The following is a 22,017-nucleotide window of genomic DNA, read 5'->3' on the forward strand; positions in this document are numbered from 1 at the left end:
GAGTCTCCAGTAAGGGGAGACGCGAAGGTGAGGGCATGGACGGCGACACGCTCTACTCGATCGGCGAGTTGGCCCGGCGGACCGGGCTGACGGTCAAGACCATCCGGTTCTACTCCGATCAGGGGATCGTGCCGCCTGCCGACCGCAGCCCGGCCGGCTACCGCCGCTACGGCATCGACGCCCTCGCCCGCCTGGAGCTCGTACGGACGCTGCGCGACCTGGGGCTGGACCTGCCCACGATCCGGAAGGTCGTGGACCGGGAGGTCTCGCTCACCGAGGTCGCCGCGGCGCACGCCGACGCGCTGGATGTGCAGATCCGCACCCTTCGGCTGCGGCGCGCGGTGCTGACGGCGGTGGCCAGGCGCGGGTCCACACCTGAGGAGATGGATCTCATGCACCAACTGGCCAAACTCTCCGAGGACGAACGCCGGCGGCTGATCGGCGATTTCCTCGACACCGCCTTCGGTGGCCTGGCGGACAACCCCGCGTTCGCCGGGGCCATGCGCTCGATGACCCCCGAGTTGCCCGACAATCCCGAGGCCGAGCAGGTCGAGGCATGGGTGGAGCTGGCCGAACTGTCCCAGGACCCGGACTTCCGGGCCGGCCTGCGGCGCATGGCCGAGCAGTACGCGGCCGAGCGGGCCCAGGGCGACACCACGGTCCTGCGCCGCGACTCCGCCGCGATGGTCCGCGAGGAGGCCGGCCCGGCCGTGGCGGCCGGCCTCGACCCGGCCTCGACCCAGGCCGACGCGGTCGTCGCGGCGGTCACGGCTCGATACGCGGACGTTTTCGGCTGCCCCGACGATGCCGATCTCCGGCGGCGGCTGTTGGCGCGGTTGGAGAGCGTGAACGATCCTCGCCGGGAGAGATATCTCCGGCTGCTCGCGGTGATCAACGGTTGGCCGGCCCCGGAGAGCCTGGCGCCGGTGCTCGACTGGTTCGTCCGGGCCCTGCGCGCCCGGATGCCGGGGTAGCGGAGAGCGTATCCGGGGTCAGGGGATCGCCAGGATAACCCCTCGATCCATCACTATATGTATTAATCTAGCAACCGTGAGTAACAGAGTCGATGTCGGCGCCCCTCCTTTTCGCCGTACGATCATCCGCGTGCTGCACCGCATTGGGCGGCGCGGCGCCTCTCTGGCGTTCGTCGGGCTGCTGAGCCTGGCCATCGGCGCTTCCCTGGCGTATGTACCGGCCGACCAGCGGGTGGCCCCCGGATACGCCATGCTGGCCTCCATCGCTCCCCTGAGCGTGTGGGCCCTGGTCTGGTGTGCCACCGGCGCTCTGTGCCTGGTGCAGATGTTCATGCGCTCAGATCGCGTGGCCTTCGCCGTCGCCACCGCCCTGCTCCTGTTGTATGGCCTGGTGTACCTGTTCTCCACCTTCACCGGCGTCAACCCGCGGGGGTGGGTCGGCGGCGCGGTCTGGCTGGCCTTCGGCGGCTGGATCGCGCTGATCGCCACCTGGCCCGAGGCCGTCGAGGTGAGCCGCTTCCCGGGTGGCGAGGCCGAGCCGGAGGCCGTGATCGTCGCCGACGAAGCCGGGGTCATCCAGTCGTGGAACCCGCAAGCCGCGAACCTGTTCGGCTGGACCATTGACGAGGCGGTCGGACGATCGCTGACGATGCTGATGCCGTCCCGCTTCCGCGCCCAGCACTCCGCCGGACTCGCCCGGGTGCGCTCCACCGGTCGCTCGGACCTGGCCGGGCGGATCATCCCGCTGGTCGGCCTGCACCGCGACGGCACCGAGTTCGCCATCGCCCTGACCGTCAACGCCTGGCACAGCGATGACGGAGTCACCTATACCGGCGTGATCCGGCCCATCGGAGGTGGCAGTGTCCAGCCTGAGTAACCTCCTCATCCAGTTCTCCGTCGGCATCGTCCCGCTGGGCGTGGCCTACCTCGCCTTCCGCTCCGCCACCGACGCGAACAAGAAGACGCAACAGACCGCGCTGCTGCAGGCCGAACGCCATGCCGAGCTCGAACGCTCCAAGGTCGACGCCGACGCCTTCCTCCGCGCCAAAACGATCTACGAAGACGCGCTGACCCAGATGGAGCGGCAGGTGGGCCGCTTGCAGGATCAAGCCACCCGGGTCAGCGCCGACCTGGCCAGCGAGCAGACCGGCTCCGCCGCGATGCGCGAGCAGATCCGCCAGTTCCAGGCCCAGATCCGCGCCCTCGAACGCACCGTGGCAGCGCTGCGCGGCCAGCTCATCGCGGCGGGGCTTTCCCCCGTATCCGGCCCCGAGACCACCGGGCCTCATATGATCGGCGGCCCGCCGCGCCCCCGAGCGTCCGAATGAGGCGGCCGGATCTCGCGTGCTGTCGCTAGGATCGGCGCCACCTCAACGGTGGAGGGACCGGTAATGATCATGGAGACTGAGACGCTCCTCGCAGCCCTGAACAGCCAGCGCGATCACGTGCTCGGGATCCTGGACGGCCTTCCGGAGGACGCGCTGCGACGGCCGGTGCTGCCGTCGGGCTGGACGTGTCTGGGGTTGGTCCGGCACCTCGCCCTCGACGTCGAGCGATTCTGGTTCCGCGCCGTCGTCGGCGGCGAATCGGTCGATCTCGAAACCGGGGACGCCGCCTGGCGGGTCGCCCCTGACGTGACGGCCGAGGCGGTGTTCGGCCTGTATCGGCGGGAGACGGAGCTGGCGAACGCCGTCATCGCCGCCACCCCTCTCGATGCCCCACCGCTCTGGTGGCCCGCCGACCTCTTCGGCGACTCGCCGCCCCGCGACCTGCGTACGGTCATCCTGCATGTGATCACCGAGACCGCGTGTCACGCCGGGCACCTCGACGCCGCCCGCGAGCTGACCGACGGCAGAACCTGGCTGGTCCTGACGTAGCCGCGCCCATCCGGTCCGTCCAGATAAGGTGGCGGGCGTGAAAGATCGACCGGCGGGGCTTGATGAGCGGGCGTTGCGCGACATCCTGGGCGCGTGGGGGATCGGGGCGGTTTCGCTGGACTACGCGCCGGTCGGGTTCGGGGACTACCACTGGGTCGCGGCCGATGCCGATGGGCCGCGGTGGTTCGTCACGGTCGCGGATCTGACGCAGAAGGGCCCGGTCGAGGAAGGCTCCGCGGAGAGCGGGCTGCGGCAGGCCATGGACACCGCCGTCGCCCTGCGCGAGCAGGGGCTGGACTTCGTCGTCGCGCCCTTGGCGACCGGCCGAGGCGAATCGCTCCGGCTGCTCGGCGAACGGCATGCGGTGAGCGTGTTTCCGCTGGTGCACGGGCGCACGGGGGATTTCGGCGAGAGCCTGGCGGCCGGCGAGCGTGCTGCGGTCGTGGAGATGCTCGCCGAGTTGCACCGTACGGGGGCGCCGGCGTCGACTCCCGTTCGGCCGCTGCGCATTCCGGCGCGGGATCGGCTGGAGGATGCCATCCAGGCGTCGGGCGGGGGCTGGCAGGGCGGGCCGTACGCCGAACCTGCCCGAGCGCTGGTGGCCGGCTGCGCCGGGAGGTTACGGGAGCGGCTGGACGAGTTCGATCGGCGAGCCGACGAGGTGCGCGGCGAGCAGCTCGTGGTGACCCACGGCGAGCCGCATCCCGGCAACCTCGTGCTGGCCGACGGCGGGCCACTGCTGGTGGACTGGGACACGGTGGGGCTGGCGCTGCCCGAGCGGGATCTGTGGCTGGTCGCCGATGGGCCGGATGACCTGGCGCGGTACGCGGACATCACCGGGCGGCGGCCCGACCCGGAGATCATGGACCTCTACCGGCTGCGATGGGCCATCGAGGACGTGGCCCTCTACGTGGACGACTTCCGCAGGCCCCATGAGAGCGGCGCCGACAGCCGCCAGGCGTGGGAGGCGCTCACAGACACCGTGCGCGGGCTCGTCGAGCAGGTGGCCGAGGCGCGGAAGGGCGGCTAGGCCTCCAGCAGGCGGAGGGTCGGGTCGGAGATCACCAGGTCGGCGCGCGGGCGGGTGCCGCTGACCAGGGTCGCGTTCCGCTGGTCGGTCCCCATCACCCAGGCCACGGCCGCGTCGTGCTCCTTGCCGAACTGTTCGTGGCGGGCGACGAGCCGCCGCACCCGTTCGGCCTCGTCGAGATCGCAGTACCAGACCTCGTCGAGCACGGGCCGGACCCGCGCCCAGTCGCCCTGGTCGAACAGCAGGTAGTTGCCCTCGGTGACGATGAGGCGGGCGGTCCGCGGGATCGGGATGCTGCCCGCGATCGGCTGTTCCAGGTCGCGTTCGAACGCGGGGGCGTAGATCACGTCGTCCTCGTCCTCGCGCAGGCGGCGGAGCAGCGCGGCGTAGCCGGCGGCGTCGAAGGTGTCAGGGGCGCCCTTGCGGTCGCGGCGGCCGAGCCGGTCGAGTTCCACGTCGGCGAGGTGGAAGCCGTCCATCGGCACGTGCGCCACCCAGTCGAGCGCGGGCTGGTCCTGCCGCAGCAGCCGGACCAGGTGCTCGGCGAGCGTCGACTTGCCGGCTCCGGGGCTGCCCGTGATGCCCAGCACCGCGCGGCGGCCGTCGTGTACGAGGGAGCGGGCCCGGGCGGCCAGGTCGGTGAGGGTCGTCATCGAGTCTGGCTCGCGTGGAGTTGGCCGGTGATGAAGCCGTGGGCCTGGCGGGCCAGGTCCTCGCCGTCGGACCACAGGTTGCGCCAGACGGCCAGGTCGTTCGACAGGCCGCGCGCCACCACGGCCGAGGAGAAGGACTCGAAGGTGATCGGGCCCCGGTAGCCGATGTCGGCCAGCGCGTGGAAGAACGAGGTGAAGTCCAGGTGCCCGGAGCCGAGGTAGCCGCGGTGGTTCTCGCCGATGTGGACGTAGCCGAGCCGGTCTCCGACCTCGCGCACCGGCCGTACGAGATCGTCCTCTTCGATGTTCATATGGTAAGTGTCGAGGTGAATGAGGACATTGTCCTCCCCGATGTCGTCGGCGAGCCGGAGCGCGTCGCGCGCGGTGTTGATGACGTTGGTCTCGTAGCGGTTGCAGATCTCCAGGCCGAGCGTCATGCCGCGCCGCCGCGCCTCCTGCGCCAGGCCGCGCAGCACCGACACCACGTGGTGGCGCCCGGCGTCGGTGAGCGGGCGGTCGTACTTGCCCAGGGCGCTGTAGAGGGCGCCGGTGAAGTGCGTGCCGCCGAGCTCGTCGGTGATGGCGAGCGAGTCCTGCAGCAGTTTCTCGCCACGCGCCACCACGTCGGCGTCGTCGCTGGAGACGTCGGCGTCGAAGGCGAGTCCGCGCGAGCACGCCACGCCGAGGCCGGCGGAGCGCAGGGCGTCGCGCGCGGCCGGGACGTCGAGGTTGGCGGAGTCGTGCAGGGACAGTTCGAGCAGGTCGAAGCCGGTCTCCTTGGTCTTGCGGATCGCGTGCTCCACCGACGCGGGCGTGGTGTCGCCGGCCCAGACGAGGGCGTGCACGCCGATGGGGTTGGTCGTGGTGGCGGTGAGGGTCATCGTGGTGCTTTCTGTTGATCGTTGGAAGGGGCTCACTGGCTGACGGCCCCGGTGACGAGAGAGACGATCTCCTCGCCGCTCGTCTCGGACGTACGGCGCCCACCGACGCAGCGGCCGGCGCGCATCACCCAGACGTGGTCGCTCAGCTTCATGACCTGCGCGAAGTTGTGGCTGATGAGGAGCACCGTGTGCCCCTCGTCGCGCAGGCGCAGGATGAGCTCCTCGACCCGGGCCGTCTCCTGGACGCCGAGCGCGGCCGTCGGCTCGTCCATGATGACGAGCCGGGAGCTGAAGCCCGCCGCGCGGCAGATGGCGACGGCCTGGCGCTGCCCGCCGGACAGCCGCCGGACGCGGGACTTCACCGCGGGGACGTTGACCGCGAGCGTGGAGACCATCTCCCGCGCGCGGGCCTGCATCGCCCGCCGGTCCAGGAACGCGATGGGACCGAACCCGCGGACGAGTTCGCGGTTGAGGAAGAGGTTCTGCCACACGGTGAGGTCCTCGACGAGGGCCAGGTTCTGGTGGACGGTCTCGATGCCGGCCTTGCGGGCTTCGTCGGGGGAGTGGAAGTCGGTCTCTTCCCCGTCGAAGATGATGTGGCCGTTGTCCGGCCGGTGGATGCCGGAGACGCAGCGGACCAGCGTGGACTTGCCCGCGCCGTTGTCGCCGACCAGGGCGGTGATCTCGCCTTGGCGCAGGGAGAGCGAGACGTCGGCGAGGGCGCGGACGTTGCCGAACGACAGGGACACGTTCCGGCATTCGAGCAGGGTGTTCGTCATCGCTGGAACCTTGTCAGGAGCGCGGCCAGCACCACGACGATGCCGACGGCGAGGGGCTGGTAGAACTGCGAGACGCCGAGCAGCGTCAGCCCGTTGACCAGCGCGATGAGCAGGAGCGCGCCGATGACCGGGCCGATGATGCTGCCGCGCCCGCCGAACAGGCTCACCCCGCCGAGCACGACCGCGGCCACGGAGTTGAGCAGGAAGGCGGTGTTGGCGGCCGGCTCGGCCGCGCCGATCCGGGCGACCAGCAGGATGGCCCCGAGCCCGGCGAGCACGCCGGAGATCGTGTAGACGGCGATCTTCACGCGCTGGGTGCTGATCCCCATGGCCGTCGCGGACTCCGCAGCGCCGCCCGTGGCCAGCAGGTGCGTGCCGAACCGGGTGTGGAACAGCAGGACGTGCGCCAGCACCGCGACGACCGCCGCGATGACGAACGACCAGCCGAAGATCCCGAGCCCGCCGGTCGACAGCCCGAGCAGCGTCGCGTCGATGATCGTCACAGGCTTGCCGTCGGAGAGGATCAGCGCCAGCCCGGAGGCCGCCGAAAGGGTGCCGAGCGTGACGATGAAGTCGGTGATCTTGCCACGGGCGACGATCACTCCGTTGAGCACGCCGACCAGGCCAGAGGCGACGATGGCCGCCAGGCACGACAGCGCCAGGCCCATGCCCATCGAGTAGACCTGGCCGAAGGCCACCGCGCCCAAGGTCATCGTGGAGGCGATCGACAGGTCGATGCCCGCCGTGGCGATGACGAACGTCTGGCCCACGCTCAGGATGATCAGGATGGCGGCGGCGACCAGCATCGACGCGATGTTGCCCGCGCTGAGGAACGTCGGGTTCAGCGCCTGGAAGACGATCACCAGGACGATCAGCCCGACGAGGGCCGCCCACTCGGCCCAGAAGCCGACGTCCTTCAGACGCGCGGTCCAGGCTCCGTGCTCGGGTGCGGCGATTGCAGTGTTTGCCATCTCTGTCCCTACGGGATGAGGCTCTTGAACGGGTCGACGTAGGCGCCGAACGGCTTGGGCGTGGCCGCCAGCGCCTTGTCCGCGTTGTCCTTGGTGACCAGCTCGACCGGGGACTTCACCGTGCCCGGCAGCGTCTTGCCCGCCGTGGCGGCCTGGCACGCCTCGATGCCCATCAGGCCCATGGCGTACGGGTACTGGGCGACGGTGCCGTCCAGCGTGCCGGCCTTGACCGCTTCGAGGGCGTCCTTGATGCCGTCGACGCTGATGACCTTCACCTTCCCCGTCTGGCCGGCGTTGGCGATGGCCCGCGACACACCGAGCCCCATGTCGTCGTTGGCGACGAAGAAGCCCTTCAGGTCCGGGTGCGCGCGCAGGAGGTCGGTCGCGGCGGTGAGCGCGGTCTGGCGATCCCAGTTGGCGGCGACCGTCTGGACGACCTTGAACTTGTTGCCGATGCCCTGCTGGAACCCCTCGACCCTGGCGCCGCTGGTGACGTCGCCCGATATGCCGCCGACGATCGCGACGTCACCGCCGGAGGGCACGAGCTGGCTCATCCGCTGCCCGGCCATCGTGCCCGCCTCGCCGTTGTCGGTGCCGATGTAGGTGGCCAGCTTGACGTTGGCGCTGTTGGCCGCACCGGGGTCGATCGGGCTGTCGATGTTGACGATGGGCTTGTTCTGCGCGCCGATCTTGGCCAGGCCCTGGATCAGGTTGGTGCCCGTGATCGGGTTGACCACGAAGCACGAGAAGGGCTGCCCGGCCAGGCCGTTGAGCTTGTCCGCCTGCCCGGTGGTGTCGGTGATGGAGGTGGCCGCCTGGACCGTGAGGGCCACGCCGCCCGCCTTGGCCTGCTCGTCCATGCCCTGCTTCATCGTCTGGAAGAACGGGTTGTCCAGCCCCTTGATCACCGCGGCGACGTTCGGAACCGCGGTGCTGGAGCTCGCCTCGGTCGAACCGGCGGACACGCTGGAGCCGCACGCTCCCAGAGCCAGCGTTCCGGCCGCCAGGACGGCGGTGACCGCTGCCCCTCGCCTGCGATGCGAGGTCATATGCATCGGATGCCCCTTTCGGCGTCGATGGGATGACCGTATGTGCTACTTCTGAAGACTGACAACCCTTCTTTCGACTTTTTAAGACGAAACTTTCTTGACTTACGAGTACTCGCGGTCGCCGATAGAGTGGACGAATGGCCATAACAGGCGTGTCCACCCTGCGGATGGGAGTCAGCTCAGGGGAGATCCTCAGCTTGTTCCGCGACATCCCCGATGGGCTCACGAAAGCCGACGTCATGCGGCATACCGGCCTGTCACGCACGACGGTCAACCAGCGCCTCGACGGGCTGCTGGCCGCCGGACTGCTCATGCCCGCGCCCACGGAGGCGCGCACGGGCGGCCGGCCCGCCGGCCAGTTCGTCGTCAACCGCGGCCGGGGCGTGCTGCTGGTGGCCGACGTGGGCGCCACCGGCCTGCGCACCGCCGTGTGCGACCTGGGCGGGGAGGTGCGGGCCGAACGCGACGTCCGCGCCGACGTGACGAGCGGCCCGACGGCGATCCTCACGATCGTGTCCAAGCTGTTCGCCGAGCTGCTCGACGAGCGCGGCCACGCACCCGGCGACGTGCTCGGCATCGGCATCGACGTGCCCGGTCCGGTCGACTTCGCGAGCGGGCGGGTGGTCAGCCCGCCGATCATGACCGGCTGGGACCGCTTCGACATCCCGGGCTGGTTCACCGCCCACTACAACTGCCCGGTGCTGGTCGACAAGGACGTCAACGCGATGGCCTTCGGCGAGCAGCGCCTGCGCTACCCCGAGGTCCCGCACCTGCTCATGGTCAAGATCGGCACCGGCATCGGCACCGGCCTCATCGCCGGCGGCCAGGTGCACCGGGGGGCCGACGGCGCGGCCGGCGACATCGGCCACATCCAGGTCGTGGTCGACGACGTGGCCGAGCCGCCGCTCTGCCGGTGCGGCAACGTCGGCTGCGTGGAGGCGTACACGGGGGGCTGGGCGCTTGTCCGCGATCTCCAGGCGGCGGGCCGCGACATCGCCAGCGTCGACGACGCTGTGCGGCTGATCCGCTCCGGCGACCTGGTCGCGGTACGGCTCGCGCGGCGCGCGGCCCGCATACTCGGCGGCGCCATCGCCGACACCGTCAACCTGTTCAACCCGCGCATCATCGCGATCGGCGGCCAGCTCGCGCACACCGACGAGCAGTTGTTCGCCGGCATCCGCGAGATCGTCTACCGGCGGTCCCTGCCGCTGGCCACCCGCAATCTGCAGATCGTCCGCAGCGACCTCGACCCCAACGCGGGCATACTCGGGCTCGCGCAGCTCCTCGTGGACGGGATCTACTCTCCCCAGCGGGTCCAGGAACTCGTCGATCGCGGTGGCGCGGGCAGTAAGATCATGCTCCCCGTCCCCGACGGAGAATGAGACATGCGGAAATACGTGATCTTGGGCGTGCAGGGCAGCGGCAAGGGCACCCAGAGCACCTTGCTGGCCACCGATCTCGACCTGGTGCACATCAGCGTCGGCGACATCTTCCGCTGGCACGTCAAGAGCCACACCAAGCTCGGCGCCCAGGTCCGCCGGCTGGTCGCGGCCGGCGAGCTCGTGGGCGACGACCTGGTCGAGGACGTGGTCAGGGAGCGCCTCCAGCAGCACGACTGGAACTTCGGCTTCATCATCGACGGCTTCCCACGCAGCCGGCGGCAGGCGGAGTTCTTCCTGGAGAGCTACGACATCGACGGCGTCATCCACCTCGACCTGCCCGACGACGAGGTGCGGCGGCGGGTCCTGGCCAGGCGGCTGTGCTCACGCTGCGGCATGGACTACAACCTGATCGCCCACCGGCCCGCGACCGAGGGCAGATGCGACGTGTGCGGCGGCGAGCTCGTCACCCGCGAGGACGACGCCCCGGACGCGCTCGCCACGCGGCTGCGCGAATACCACGACAAGATCGACCCGGTCGTGGAGCTGTTCCGCGGCAAGGAGTACGTCACGACGGTCGACGCCCGCGACGACAAGGTGACCGTCCAGCGGAGCATCCGCGCCCGCCTCAACCTCCCGCCGTACGTCCCGGAGAAGTCGGAAAAGGCGGATTCAGGGCGCGAAGTCGCGGCCGAGTAGCTGCCGGGCGACGACCAGCTTGGTGATCTGGGCGGTGCCGTCGGCGATCTGCAGCGCGATCACGTCCCGCAGCCGCTGCGCCTGCCGCAGCTCCTCCGAGTAGCCGGCCTGCCCGAACGTGAGCAGCGCCTGCTGGACGGCGTCCGCGGCCATCCTCGGCACCCACCACTTGACCATGTTCGCCTCGGTCGTGTGGGGGAGCCCCTGGTCTTTGCGCCACAGCGCCTCGTAGCAGAGCGCCCGGCCCGCGCGAAGCTGCGTGGCGTACTCGACCAGGGGGAAACTGAGCCCCTGGAAGGCGCCGAGCGGGCGGCCGAAGGCGATGCGCGTGCGCGCCCGCTCCAGCGCGTCGTCGATCGCCGCCTGCGCGGTGCCCGTCGCCATCAACGCGATCAGCGCCCGCGAATAGTCGAAACCCCGCATGACCTGGACGAACCCGAGGCCCTCGCCGCCCACGATCGTCTCGGGCCCGGCGGACAGGCCGTCGAAGGTCAGGTGGGCGCGGCCCGCGGCGCGGTTGCCGAGGTCGGTGAACGCCTCCCGCTTGGCGGACGCCAGATCGGCGAGGAAGGCGGTGACGCCGCGCGCCCCCGGACCGCCCGTCCTGGCGAAGACCAGGCCGTGCGTGGCGGTCATGCCGAGCATGATCGAGGTCTTCTCGCCGTCCAGCAGCCAGGCGCTGTCCTGGGGGGTGGCGCGGAACTCGATGGCGGCGGCGTCCGATCCGTGCTCGGGCTCCGTCAGGCAGATGGCCGGGATCAGGTCCCCCGAGGCCAGGGCGGGCAGCCAGTCGGCCCGCTGCTCCGGCGAGGCGTTGGCCTGCAGGATGTCGGCCACGAGCGCGGCGTTGAGCACCAGGTAGCAGCTGTTCACGTCGGCGCGGGCCAGCTCTTCGAGCACCAGGCCCGTGGTCACGGCGTCGGCGCCCGAACCGCCGTACTCCCGGTGGACGCGCAGGCCGAGCAGGCCCATGCGGGCCAGCTCGCCGGGCAGCTCGGGGCGCATGGCCGCGGCGCGGTCGTCGGACTGGTAGTGCGGGGCGAGGCGCTCGGCCGCGAAGTCGCGCACCCGGGCGCGCAGCCGCTCCTGCTCGTCGTCGAACGCGAAGTCCATACTCAGCCCATCCGTTCCCGCAGCTCGAACTTCTGCACCTTGCCCGACGCCGTCTTCGGCAGCTCGGCCACGACCGTCAGGCGTTCTGGCCAGAACTGCCGGGCCATGCCGAGCCGCTCCAGATGCCGCTGTACGTCGGCCAGCGACGGCGGCTCGCCAGCCGGGACGACGAAGGCGCACGCCCGCTCGCCGAGCCGCTCGTCGGGATAGGCCACCAGCGCGGCCTCCTTGATCCGCGGGTGCCGCCACAACGCGGCCTCCACCTCGACCACGGGGATCTTCTCCCCGCCCCTGACGATCAGGTCCTTGGCCCGGCCGGTGATCCGGATGCCGTCGTGGCCGTCGTCCCTGGCGAGGTCGCCCGTGTCGAACCAGCCGTCGGGGGTGAGGGCCTCGCCGTACAGGTCCGGGCGCTTCCAGTAGCCGACGCACTGGTTCGCGCCGCGTACCTGAAGCCGGTCGCCGTCGATCCGGACCCGCATCCACGGCGCGGGCCGGCCGTCGGAGCGCGCGGCGAGATCCGGCGGGTCCTCGGGGCGGGTGATGGTGACCGTGGCGTTCTCCGTCATGCCCCACAGCGCGTACATGCGCACACCGAGCACCTCGCCCGCCTCCTCCACCACCTTCGGCGGGATGGGCGACCCGCCGCAGGCGAAGGAGCCGAGGGTCTTCAGGTCCCGGGGGCGGGCCCGCTGCGCGGCGATGGCGTCGACCACGAACGTGGTGGCGCCCATGCCGAAGTTGACGCCTTCCGACTCGACCAGGCCGAGCATGACGTCCGGGTCCCACACGTCCTGGAACACCGCCCGGCCGCCGAGCTGGAGCGGCATCAGGAAGCAGTAGAGGTACCCGGCCTGGTGGGTGAGCGGCGATCCCATGTGGACGACCAGATCCTCGTCCAGCCCGAGGGCCTCGGCCTCGGTGCGGATGCCGGCGTACAGCGTGTTGTGGGTGTGCATGACGCCCTTGGGCTCGCCCGTCGTGCCCGAGGTGAACATCACCTGGGCCAGGTCGTCCGGGCTCGCTGCCAGTTGCCCGTGCCGGACGTCGCGGCCGGCCATGAAGACGTCGTCGAAGTCGAGCGGGCCGCCGCCGATGGTCACCGCGTGCCGCAGCGTCGGCACCTCCTTGGCGATCTCCGCGAGCATCCCGGCGTGGTCGAAGCCGCGGAACGACGCGGGCGCGACGCAGACCTTCGCTTCCGTACGTTCCAGCATGAAGCCGACCTCGCGTCTGCGGAGGATCGGGATGATGGGGTTGACCGCCGCGCCGACCCGCATGCAGGCGAGCGCGAGCGGCGGGAACTGCCACCAGTTCGGCAGTTGGAGCGCGACCACGTCGCCCGGGCCGACGCCCAGCTCGGTCAGGGCCCCGGCGAACCGTTCCACCAGGCGGGACAGATCCGCGTACGTCAGTTTGACCAGCTCGTCGGCGCCCGCCTGGTGCGCCGTGATCGCCACGCGCCCGGGGGAGCGCTCCACCGCCCGCCGGAGATCGTCCAGGGGCGTGGCGTCCCGCCACCAGCCCTCCCGGTAGCAGTGCTCGGCGTCGCTCCGCCACTCCATGCGTCCTCCTACCGGTTGTCCAGGTGGTAGCCGTACCTGCCCATGAGCGGCAGTGCGGCGAGGGTGCTCAGCGCGAGGCTCGAGGCCGGCAGGGCGGTACGCCAGGCGTCGTCGGGCCTGATGGTCACGGGCCCGGTACGCAACCGGTCGGGGTTGCCCGTCACGGTGTGGTTGACGCCGAGCCGGGCGGTGCCCCCGTCGATCACCGGGCCGGGCGGCGCGAGACCCGCCCACGCCATGACCTGGCCGATCGTCTCGGCGGGCCGGGCGGCGAAGTCCTCGTACCTGAGCCTGAGGCACCTGACGGGGAAGGCGCTCGCGATCCACTCCGACGCCGCGTTGAAGCCGGTCCAGTACGTGCTGCTGCGCAGGGGGCTCATGGCCGGGATGTAGCCCTTGGCGCGGTGCCACGAGTAGGCGGTCGCCCTGGGGTCGCGCACCATGTGCAGGACCTGGGGGCTCAGGTCGGGCAGGCCCATGAGGTGGGCCGCCTCGGCGGGGAACTTGGAGGTGTCGACGATCAGCTCGGCGCCGAGCACCTCGCCGATCGCGGTGTAGAGCCGCCGCTTGACCTCGCTGATGCGCCGCACGTCGCGCGGCGGCCGGGCCAGGCCGCGGGCCTCGCGCAGGCGCTCGTGGGTGAAGCGGGTGCGCAGGCAGGCGTTGTGCAGCCCGATCATCTCCGTCGCGATGGCGGGGCCGTCCAGCTCGAGCAGGACCTGCCGCCACACGTCGCAGTCCAGAAGGTCCTTGCCGCAGCCGCAGGTGCTGTTGGTGCCGGTGCCGAGCACGCCGTTGGACCACAGGTAGTTGAGCTCGCCCACGTGCGCGACGCCCGGCAGCTCGTTGAGCAGGTTGCCGAGGAGCGTGCTGCCCGACCTGCACCAGCCCGTGACATAGAGCACCCTCGGCGTCATCGGCTCGCGGCCCGTCCGGCGGCGGCGGTCTCGACGACGGCCTTCCCGGCGGTGTTCTCGGCGGCAGGCTCCCTGACGGTGGCGTTCTCGGCGGCGGGCCTTCCGGCGGCGGCCTTTCTGACGGCGGTCACCAGGCGGTCGCAGGCGGCGAGGTCCAGGTTGGCCGAGAGCGGGATGTCGATCGCCTCGCTGACGTAGCGCGCCGAGGCCGGGAAGCGGCTCCGCGCGGCGTCCGGGTCGTCGCCGAGCAGGAACCGCCAGTTCCAGAAGGCGCGGACGTTGACGTCGTCGCGGTCGCCGAGCGCGCGGGCGTCGACCCCCTCGGCCGCGACGGCCCCGGCGAACGCCGCGCACTCCCGCGGCGTGGCCCCCGGCAGCCGGAACACCAGCGCCTCGCCGAGGTACGCGCCGGGCGCCACCGGCTGCCGCAGCGCGATCCCGTCGAGGTCCGCGAGCCGTTCGGCCACGTAGTCGTAGTTGCGGTGATGGGCGGCCAGCCGGTCGGGCAGCCGCTGGAGCAGGGCTCCGGCGAGCGCCGCCCTGATCTCGTCCATGCGGAAGCTGAAGATGGGGAACGCCCGGTCGTCGACGTCCGGGACCTTTCCCGGGAAGTGGCGGGCCATCCGGCCTTCGTACGCGCCGCTGTAGACCACCGCGCGGGCGTACGCTTCGGGGTCGTCGGTGAGCAGAAACCCGCCTTCTCCGGTGTTGAGCGACTTGTCGGACTGGGTGCTGAAGGCACCGAAGTGGCCGAACGTGCCCAGGTAGCGGCCATCGAGCCGCGCGCCGAGCGCGGGCACCGCGTCCTCGACCACGAAGGCGCCGTACTCCTCGGCCAGTCGGCATATTTCCGGCATGTCGCTGGCGAAGCCGCGCATGTGCACCACGACGACCGCCTTGGCGCCCTCGTCCAGCACCCGGCGCAGGTCGCGCACGTCAAGGTGCAGGTTCTCGTCGCACTCCACGAGCACCGGCCGGTGCCCGGCCAGCAGGATCGCGCTCGGCGTGGCCGCGAAGGTGAACGCGGGGCAGGCGATCGGCGAGCCGGCGGGCAGTTGGAGTGCGAGCAGGCTCAGCGTGATCGCGGTGGTGCCGCTGGCGCAGGCCAGCGCGTGCCGGGCGCCGAACACCTCGCACAGCCGTCGTTCGAAGCGCCCGGTAAATGTCTCCTCATGCGGTCGGAAATCGTAACGGAAGAACAACTGGGCGCGGAGCGCCTCCATGGCTGCGGCGATGTCCTCCGGGCTGAGGAAGACATCACCCTTGTCATAAGTGGGCCAGGTGGTCAGGGGTGGATTCACCGGTCCCTCGAATCTGTTGTGCAAATAACGTAGTGAATTGCGCGATGGAGCTAAGAGCCGACTATCGCCGCAGATCCCGGGAAAGGCAACCCCCCTCGCGTGTGTCACAAATGCGTGATAAGCCGTCGAAGAACCTAGGCCCGAGAAAGGAACAAGCCTGTGACGGTCTCCGCACTGAACGCCGCGTGTCCCGATCGGGTGGTCGGTCCCGGCCACTCCGCTTATGACGAGTTGCGGCTGCTCTTCAACGGCATGCACGATCTGCGGCCCCGGCTGATCTGCCTGCCGCGCGACGTCGCGGAGCTGCGCGCGGTGATCCGCACTGCCCGCGAGGCCGGCCTGGTCACGGCGGTGCGCGGCGGCGGGCACAACGTCGCCGGCTACGCCTCCGTCGATGACGGGCTGGTCATCGACCTGCGGCTGATGAGCGCGGTGACGGTCGATCCGCGAGAACGCACCGCCACGGTGGGCGGCGGCGCCACCTGGAGCCAACTGGACCTGGCGACCACGGCGTACGGGCTGGCCACCACGGGCGGCACCTTCGACACCACCGGCGTCGGCGGCCTGACCCTGGGCGGCGGCCTCGGCCACCTGATGGGCAGATATGGCCTGACCTGCGACAACGTGCTCTCCTATCAGCTCGTCACGGCCGCCGGGGAGGTGGTCGAGGTGGACGCGGAGCGCGATCCCGAGCTCGACTGGGCGCTGCGCGGCGCGGGTCACAACTTCGGCGTGGTGGCGGCGTTCCGCTTCCGGACGTACCCGGTGGGCCTGCTGTACGGGGGCTGCGTCGCCTATCCGCGCGCCGAGCTCGGGCCGGCCGTGCGCCTGTTCCGCGACCTCATGCTCGACGCGCCCGACGAGCTCACCTGCACGCTGCTGCTGAAGAGGTACGGTCCCACGCACGTTCCGGCGGCGGTGATCTGCGTGGCCTACAGCGGTGAGGACGAGGGATACCGGGCGGCGCTGGAGAAGCGGCTACGCGGGCCGGAGCTCCTCGACTGGCAGCTCATGCCCAGGTCGTACCTCTCGCTGCAGGCCACGCTCGGCCGCCTGGCGTTCGGGCTCAGGCACTACTGGAGCGCCCGCTTCGCCGACGCCTTGCCGGACGAGCTGGCCGACGCGCTGGTCGAACGGTTCCTGGCCGGCCGGTGGCTGGGCCCCTTCAGGGACGGGATCCTCGTCGAGGCGCTGCACGGCGCGGTGCGGCGGGTGCCCGCCGAGGCCACGGCCGTGCCCTTCCGCGACGCGGGCTTCAACGTCACGGGCACGGCGATCTGGGCCGACCCGGCCGCCGACGCGGAGCAGATCGCGTGGGCGCGGTCCGTCGCGGAGGTCGCCGAGCCGTACGGCCGCTGGGGTGACGGATACATCAACTATGCGTCCACCGGCGAGCGGGCCAGGAAGACCTTCGGCGAGGCGGCCTTCGACCGGCTGACCTCGGTCAAACGGCGGCTGGATCCGGACAATTTCTTCCGCGGCAACTACAACGTCGCGCCCTCGGCCGTCCGCTGAGCCGCGTCCACCGGCTCAACGATGCGTCGCCTCCCGGGTCATCGCCAAGTGGACGCCGTCCAGGGCGCCATGACCTTCACTGGTGGCACTCGGGTCCTTCACCGCCAAGGAGTTCTCGTGATCGTCCTCGGATACAACGGGTTCGGTAAGGTCGCCGAACTCTTCGCGCGTTATTACGGGTCGACGGGAATCGACCGTCACATGCTCTACGGTCACGATTCCTCAGCGGCCCTCATGGTGGACGGTGAATTGGTCGCGGCCGTCGAGGAGGAGCGGCTCAATCGCGAGAAGAAGACCGCCAGGTTTCCGGTCAACGCCATCGCATGGGTTTTAAGGGAGGCCGGTAAGTCATTCGACGAGGTCGATGTCTTCGCGCATTCCTGGCGTTTCTCCCAGGACGTCATGAACAACATGATCGCCGAGATCGTGGACGCCGACGCGCCGGTGGACAAGAAATTCGCCAGGCTGCGGCGGCTCGACGACACCTACACCCGGATATTCAGCGGGCAGGCCATTCTCGCCGACTTCCACGAGCACACCGGATACCCGCTGACGGCCGAGAAGCTGGTCACGGTGCCGCATCACATCGCCCACCTGATGACGGGATACCACCTGTCCGGAGGCGGGGACGCGGCATTCGTGGTCAGCGACGGCCGGGCGGAGTGGCTGTCGGCGATCCTCGGCGAGGTGCGCGACGGCAAGGTGCGGGTGTTCGACGACGCGACCGTCGACGGGGACAACTCGCTCGCCCTGCTGTTCGCGGTGCTGACCAGGTATCTCGGCTTCGTCCCCAACAATGACGAGTACAAGGTCATGGGCCTGGCCGGCTACGGCCCGCCGCCGGAGCCCAACCCGCTGCTCAAGCACGTGGTGGAGCTGACGGGCGACGGCCGCTACACCATTCCCTACGCGCCGCGGGCCGTACGCGCCTACTACGCGCTGTTCGACCGGATCTTCGACACGGACCCGGACGGCCGGGAGGACTTCGACGTGCGGGTCCGGGTCGCCGGGGCCGCCCAGGAGATGGTCGAGGCGGTGACGGCCCACCAACTACGCGCGCTGGAGGAGCGCAGCGGGCTGCCGCGGCTGCTGTTCGAGGGCGGGCTGGCGCTGAACTGCGTCAACAACACCAAGCTGCTCGAAGGCTCCAGGTTCGCCGAGATGGACGTGAGCTTCGGCGCCAGCGATCCCGGCGTGGCCATCGGCGCCGCCTTCTACGCCAGTCAGGAGGCGGGCGACACGCCGCGGGTCAGCGGCTCTCCGTACCTGGGGCCCGCCTACGGCGACGAGGAGATCCTCGCCACGCTCGACGCCCACGCGGGGCGCGTCGAATGGCGAGAGCTCGCTCCGGGCGACGTCGCGCGGGAAACGGCGGCGCTGCTGCGGGAGAAGTGCGTGGTCGGCTGGTTCCAGGGGCGGACGGAGTACGGGCCGCGCGCGCTGGGCAACCGCAGCATCCTGGCCAATCCGCGGTTCGGCGATATCAAGGACATCATCAACGACCGGATCAAGCACCGGGAGCCCTTCCGGCCGTTCGCGCCGGTCGTCCTCGAAGACGTGGCTCCCGAGGTGTTCGAGCTGGGAAAGAAGCGCGCCTCGCCGTACATGACGTTCGTCTTCCCCGTACGGCCCGGCTACCGCGACCTGATTCCCGGAGCCACGCATGTCGACGGCACGTCCAGGATTCAGACGATCCGCGAGGACGACAACCCGCTGCTGGCGGAGTTGCTACGCGCCTTTACCGAGCTGACCGGGGTGCCCTGCCTCATCAACACCTCCTTCAACGTGGCCGGCGAACCCATCGTGTGCTCACCGGCCGACGCCATGGACTGCTTCCTGAAGACCGAGATGGATTACCTCGTGCTCGGACGGTTTGTAGCCACCAAATCAGCTCAGCGTTGACAACCATTTCAACGGGGAGGGACAGGCATGTCTCCTGGCGAGGAGTTCGCGTGGGCGGTGGCCGGCTCGCGGAACGGCGGCGACGTCGAGGTACCGTACCGGCTGGCGCTGACCGAGGCGTTCCCGCTGTTCAAGACCCGGCCCCGCTACACGGTCCGGCACCTGCTGAAGAGCGCGAAGGTGGGCGGCGCGCAGGTGCCCTACGTCCATGAGGCGCCGCCGCCCCGGCTGGAGCCCTCGGGGACGTCGTACGCCGAGACGCCCGAGTCCGTCTTCGCCTCCAGCGTCCGCGTGGCCGACCTAACCGAGGTCAAGGTCGGCGTGCCCGTGCCGAAGGGCGTGCTCGACGAGCCCGGCCTGCTCGCCGCCTTCGTCGACTACCGCGTGCTCGTCCGGCTGTCCACGGTCGAGAACGAGATCCTGCTGCACGGCTCGGGCGACGGCGCGATCGACGGGCTGCTGCACCTGGCGGAGTCGCGGCACGCGCCGTTCGACGGAGATCCCGAGGACGTGCTGACGGCGGCGGCGGCCGAGGTCGAGGAGACCGGCGGCTCGTGCGACGGCATCGTGACCCATCCCGGCCTGTACTGGAAGCTCGTCCGCGACGGGGCGCTCGACCGGCTGGCGACGGCCGGCATCCGCGTCTCGCGCACCCGCATGATCGGCACGGGGGACGCGCTGCTCGGCGACTTCCGCGCCGCCGTGACGCTGCTCGACCCCGCGCAGTCCACGCTGCGGCTGCGCAGGGACGCCGAGGTCATCGAGGCGAGCACGCGCGTCGGGCTGGCAGTACACCTGCCGCAGCACTTCCTGCTGGTCTCGTGAGAGGTGTCCGACCATGGACCTTGGGCTGAACGGACGGGTCGCGCTCGTGGCGGCGGCCAGCAGCGGGCTCGGGCTGGCCGTGGCCCGCACGCTGGCGGCCGAGGGCGCGCACGTCTCCATCTGCGCCCGCGAACCCGTACGGCTGGCGCGGGCGCACGCCGAGATCGACGCCGCCGGACCGGGACGGGTGCTCAGCACCAGCGTGGACGTGCGCGACGAGGCGGCCGTCGCCAAGTGGGTGCGGCGCACCGCCGACGAGTTCGGCTCGCTGCACATCGTGGTCAGCAGCTCGGGCGGGGTGCCGCACGGGTCGCTGGAGGAGTTCGACGTGTCCGTGTACCGGCGGGCCCTGGAGGACAACACGATCCCGCACGTGAGCGTCGTGCTGGCCGCCCTGCCCCACCTGGACACCGGCTGGGGCAGGGTGCTGATGCTCACCTCCGAGGCGGTACGCCAGCCGCTGCCCCTGACCGGCCTGTCGGCCGTGGCGCGGCTGGGCGTGCTGGGCTTCGCCAAGGGGCTGGTGCCGAGCCTCGGCCCGCGCGGCATCACCGTGAACGTCCTCGCCCAGGGCTTCCACCGCACCCCCGCCCTCGACCACCAGTTCGGCGACGAGGCGGACGCGGCGCTGGCGCGGGTGGCGGAGGGCCTGCCGATGCGCAGGATCGGGCGGCCCGGCGACTTCGGGGCGATCGCCGCGTTCCTGGCCAGTGAGCACACCTCCTTCATCACGGGCGTGGTGCTGCTGGTGGACGGCGGCAACACCCGCGGCCTATGACCTGGGCGCGGACGTTCGCCGGGCTGGTGGCCGCGCTGTTCGCCACGTTCACGGCGTTCGGCGCGGCGGTGCCGGTGATCCCGCGGCTGGTGACGGAGGAACTGGGCGGCACCCCCTTCGCCGTCGGCGCAGCCTTCACCTCGACCGCGGCGGTGACGCTGGCGCTGCGCCCCTACGGCGGGCAGCTCGCGCAGCGGTTCGGCAGCCGCCGGTTGATGCTGGCCGGGTCGGCGCTGGCCGCCGTCATCGGCGCCATGTACGCGCTCCCGTGGGGCCTGCCGGGCCTCATCGCCACCCGGCTGATCATGGGCATCGCCGAGGCGCTGCTCTTCACCGCGGGCTCGGTGTGGACGGTGCAACTCGCGCCCGAGAGCCGCCGGGGCCAGATCGTCGGCTGGTACGGCCTGGCCATGTGGGGCGGCTTCATGGCCGGTCCCGCCCTGGGCGAGTCGCTGTACCGCCTCGGCTCCTACCCGGCGGTATGGGCCGCCGCCGTGGTCCTGCCGCTCCTCGCCGTCGCGGTACTGAGCCGGCTGCCGGCCGGCGCGCGGCTGCCCGTCGTGTCGCGCAAGCTCATCCCGGGCGCGGCGGTGCTGCCGGGGCTGGCGCTGGGGGCGGGGGCCTTTGGGTACGGCGTGCTGGTCGGCTTCGGCGCGCTGGCCCTGGCTGCCAGGGGGATCTCGAACGGGCCGGTGCTGCTGAGCGTCTTCAGCGCCGCGTACATCGCGACGCGGCTCGTGGCCGGGCGCCTGCCCGACCGGCTCGGCCCGATGCCGGTCATCGTCGTGTCGAGCCTCGCGGAGGCCGTCGGCCTGGCCATGATCGGATTCGCGCCCGGCTGGTGGGTGGCGGCGGCGGGGGCGGTGCTGTCGGGGGCCGGGTTCACCCTGCTCTACCCGTCGCTCGCGATGATCACGATCAGCCGGGCGCCGGAGCCGGAGCGGGGGGCGGCGCTGGGGGCGCTGAGCTCGCTGTACGACATCTTCTTCGGGCTCGCGGGGCTGGTCGGCGGGGTGGTCGCGGACATCAGCTATCCGGGGACGTTCGCGTTGGCCGCGGTCGTGGTGCTCGGCTCCCTGGCCCTCGGCCCGCTGGCGACACGTCCGGTCTCTGTACGGCCGGACCGGTCAGGTTGACATGAGGCCGGAGCGGTAGGCGAAGGAGACCAACTGGGCCCGGTCCTTGGCCTTCAACTTCGCGCGGAGCCGGTGCAGATGGGTGCGTACCGTACTGACCCCGATGTACAACTCACCCGCCACCTCCTCGGTCGACCGGCCCTGCGCGACCAGGAGCAGAACCTGCTGCTCGCGCGGCGTCAGCCCGGCCAGCGTGGGCTGGTCCAGCTCGGCGGGAGGGGGCTCCCGCTGCCTGAACCAGTCGACCAGCCGCTGCGTCACCACGGGGGAGAGCATGGTCTGCCCCCGGCCCGCCGCCCTGATGACGGCGACGACCTCGTCCTGGGTGGAATCCTGGGTCAGCAGCCCGTTCGCTCCGGCGCGCAGCACGTCGGTGACCGTCTGATCGGTGTGGTCGACGGTGAACACGACCACACGAGGCTCGGGGTCCAGCTTCTCGGCCCGTAATCGCTGGATCAGCTCCAGTCCGGACAGCCCGCCCAGTGTCAGTCCGGTGACGACCACCTCGGGGTGATGCTTGCGGGCGAGCATGATCGCATGGACTCCGCTGTCGGTGGTCTCGACCACGTTGACGTCGTGCCGGGACGCCAAGATCGTCAATAGGCCGAACCGGGTGATCGCGTATTTATCACAGATAATCACTCTTAGTGACGCATTGTACATGCGAACTCTT

22 protein-coding genes are annotated in these 22,017 nt (G+C 70.8%); 12 read left to right on the forward strand and 10 right to left on the reverse strand.

The window, feature by feature from the left end; genetic code table 11:
* Positions 1–35: 35 nt before the first annotated feature.
* The 5 genes from KLK06_RS48945 (at position 36) to KLK06_RS48965 (ending at position 3,881) form a co-directional block, all read left to right on the forward strand.
* Entirely contained in the window at positions 36–974 is a 939-nt protein-coding gene (locus KLK06_RS48945) for a MerR family transcriptional regulator (protein ID WP_214642632.1), read from the forward strand.
* A 130-nt stretch (positions 975–1,104) separates the two neighbouring features.
* Positions 1,105–1,851, forward strand: a complete 747-nt coding sequence (locus KLK06_RS48950; protein WP_214642633.1) for a PAS domain S-box protein — start codon at positions 1,105–1,107, stop codon at positions 1,849–1,851.
* Positions 1,835–2,302, forward strand: a complete 468-nt coding sequence (locus KLK06_RS48955; protein WP_214642634.1) for a hypothetical protein — start codon at positions 1,835–1,837, stop codon at positions 2,300–2,302. Before KLK06_RS48950 ends, KLK06_RS48955 begins: the two co-directional genes overlap by 17 nt.
* 63 nt (positions 2,303–2,365) lie before the next feature.
* Positions 2,366–2,851, forward strand: a complete 486-nt coding sequence (locus KLK06_RS48960) for a DinB family protein (protein ID WP_250907223.1) — start codon at positions 2,366–2,368, stop codon at positions 2,849–2,851.
* Between the two features lie 37 nt (positions 2,852–2,888).
* Positions 2,889–3,881 carry a phosphotransferase gene (locus KLK06_RS48965; RefSeq protein WP_214642635.1) on the forward strand — a complete coding sequence of 331 codons (993 nt, stop codon included), beginning with the start codon at positions 2,889–2,891 and terminating at the stop codon, positions 3,879–3,881.
* On the opposite strand, the gene KLK06_RS48970 is transcribed toward KLK06_RS48965, so the two are convergent.
* Genes KLK06_RS48970 through KLK06_RS48990 form a run of 5 tightly spaced genes read right to left on the reverse strand, consistent with a single transcriptional unit; the run spans position 3,878 to position 8,220 of the window.
* Positions 3,878–4,534 (reverse strand): nucleoside/nucleotide kinase family protein, encoded by a 657-nt coding sequence (locus KLK06_RS48970; RefSeq protein WP_214642636.1) that lies wholly within the window; start codon positions 4,532–4,534, stop codon positions 3,878–3,880. The genes KLK06_RS48965 and KLK06_RS48970 overlap by 4 nt on opposite strands.
* Positions 4,531–5,415, reverse strand: a complete 885-nt coding sequence (locus KLK06_RS48975) for a sugar phosphate isomerase/epimerase (protein ID WP_214642637.1) — start codon at positions 5,413–5,415, stop codon at positions 4,531–4,533. The genes KLK06_RS48970 and KLK06_RS48975 overlap by 4 nt, the downstream gene beginning before the upstream one ends.
* 32 nt (positions 5,416–5,447) lie before the next feature.
* A complete protein-coding gene (locus tag KLK06_RS48980) occupies positions 5,448–6,194 on the reverse strand; it encodes an ATP-binding cassette domain-containing protein (RefSeq protein WP_214642638.1) in 747 nt (248 codons plus the stop codon).
* Positions 6,191–7,165 (reverse strand): ABC transporter permease, encoded by a 975-nt coding sequence (locus tag KLK06_RS48985; protein WP_214642639.1) that lies wholly within the window; start codon positions 7,163–7,165, stop codon positions 6,191–6,193. The genes KLK06_RS48980 and KLK06_RS48985 overlap by 4 nt, the downstream gene beginning before the upstream one ends.
* 8 nt (positions 7,166–7,173) lie before the next feature.
* Positions 7,174–8,220: a substrate-binding domain-containing protein gene (locus KLK06_RS48990; RefSeq protein WP_214642640.1), complete on the reverse strand. Its 1,047-nt coding sequence runs from the start codon at positions 8,218–8,220 to the stop codon at positions 7,174–7,176.
* A gap of 131 nt (positions 8,221–8,351) precedes the next feature.
* On the opposite strand from KLK06_RS48990, the gene KLK06_RS48995 reads away from it, so the two are divergent.
* Together KLK06_RS48995 and KLK06_RS49000 are read left to right on the forward strand one after the other, a co-directional pair.
* On the forward strand, positions 8,352–9,596 hold the full coding sequence (locus KLK06_RS48995) for an ROK family protein (RefSeq protein ID WP_214642641.1): 1,245 nt from the start codon (positions 8,352–8,354) through the stop codon (positions 9,594–9,596).
* Between the two features lie 3 nt (positions 9,597–9,599).
* Entirely contained in the window at positions 9,600–10,292 is a 693-nt protein-coding gene (locus tag KLK06_RS49000) for a nucleoside monophosphate kinase (RefSeq protein ID WP_214642642.1), read from the forward strand.
* Here KLK06_RS49000 and KLK06_RS49005 read toward each other — a convergent pair.
* From KLK06_RS49005 to KLK06_RS49020, 4 genes are read right to left on the reverse strand one after another with little or no spacing between them, the layout of a single operon-like run.
* Entirely contained in the window at positions 10,266–11,405 is a 1,140-nt protein-coding gene (locus KLK06_RS49005; RefSeq protein WP_214642643.1) for an acyl-CoA dehydrogenase family protein, read from the reverse strand. The two genes, KLK06_RS49000 and KLK06_RS49005, sit on opposite strands and share 27 nt — an antisense overlap.
* Positions 11,406–11,407: 2 nt before the next feature.
* Positions 11,408–12,970, reverse strand: a complete 1,563-nt coding sequence (locus KLK06_RS49010) for an AMP-binding protein (RefSeq protein ID WP_214642644.1) — start codon at positions 12,968–12,970, stop codon at positions 11,408–11,410.
* Positions 12,971–12,978: 8 nt separating this feature from the next.
* Positions 12,979–13,875, reverse strand: coding sequence for a sulfotransferase (locus tag KLK06_RS49015; protein WP_308168782.1), 897 nt, complete (start codon positions 13,873–13,875; stop codon positions 12,979–12,981).
* 8 nt (positions 13,876–13,883) lie between these two features.
* Entirely contained in the window at positions 13,884–15,188 is a 1,305-nt protein-coding gene (locus KLK06_RS49020; RefSeq protein WP_214642646.1) for a DegT/DnrJ/EryC1/StrS aminotransferase family protein, read from the reverse strand.
* 159 nt (positions 15,189–15,347) lie between these two features.
* Here KLK06_RS49020 and KLK06_RS49025 point away from each other — a divergent pair, with 159 nt between their 5' ends.
* The 5 genes from KLK06_RS49025 to KLK06_RS49045 all read left to right on the forward strand — a co-directional run bounded on the left by KLK06_RS49025 (position 15,348) and on the right by KLK06_RS49045 (position 21,344).
* Positions 15,348–16,703, forward strand: a complete 1,356-nt coding sequence (locus tag KLK06_RS49025; protein ID WP_214642647.1) for an FAD-binding oxidoreductase — start codon at positions 15,348–15,350, stop codon at positions 16,701–16,703.
* Between the two features lie 117 nt (positions 16,704–16,820).
* Entirely contained in the window at positions 16,821–18,605 is a 1,785-nt protein-coding gene (locus tag KLK06_RS49030; RefSeq protein ID WP_214642648.1) for a carbamoyltransferase C-terminal domain-containing protein, read from the forward strand.
* Positions 18,606–18,632: 27 nt separating this feature from the next.
* Positions 18,633–19,430 (forward strand): family 3 encapsulin nanocompartment shell protein, encoded by a 798-nt coding sequence (locus KLK06_RS49035; RefSeq protein ID WP_214642649.1) that lies wholly within the window; start codon positions 18,633–18,635, stop codon positions 19,428–19,430.
* Between the two features lie 13 nt (positions 19,431–19,443).
* The gene (locus KLK06_RS49040) at positions 19,444–20,208 is read left to right on the forward strand and encodes an SDR family NAD(P)-dependent oxidoreductase (protein WP_214642650.1); all 765 of its coding nucleotides are present in this window, start codon (positions 19,444–19,446) and stop codon (positions 20,206–20,208) included.
* Positions 20,205–21,344 carry an MFS transporter gene (locus KLK06_RS49045; protein WP_214642651.1) on the forward strand — a complete coding sequence of 380 codons (1,140 nt, stop codon included), beginning with the start codon at positions 20,205–20,207 and terminating at the stop codon, positions 21,342–21,344. The genes KLK06_RS49040 and KLK06_RS49045 overlap by 4 nt, the downstream gene beginning before the upstream one ends.
* On the opposite strand, the gene KLK06_RS49050 is transcribed toward KLK06_RS49045, so the two are convergent.
* Entirely contained in the window at positions 21,336–21,986 is a 651-nt protein-coding gene (locus KLK06_RS49050) for a response regulator transcription factor (protein WP_214642652.1), read from the reverse strand. The two genes, KLK06_RS49045 and KLK06_RS49050, sit on opposite strands and share 9 nt — an antisense overlap.
* Positions 21,987–22,017 lie beyond the last annotated feature (31 nt).

It is taken from the genome of Nonomuraea sp. NEAU-A123 (assembly GCF_018603905.1).
In the GTDB taxonomy this organism is placed as follows: domain Bacteria; phylum Actinomycetota; class Actinomycetes; order Streptosporangiales; family Streptosporangiaceae; genus Nonomuraea.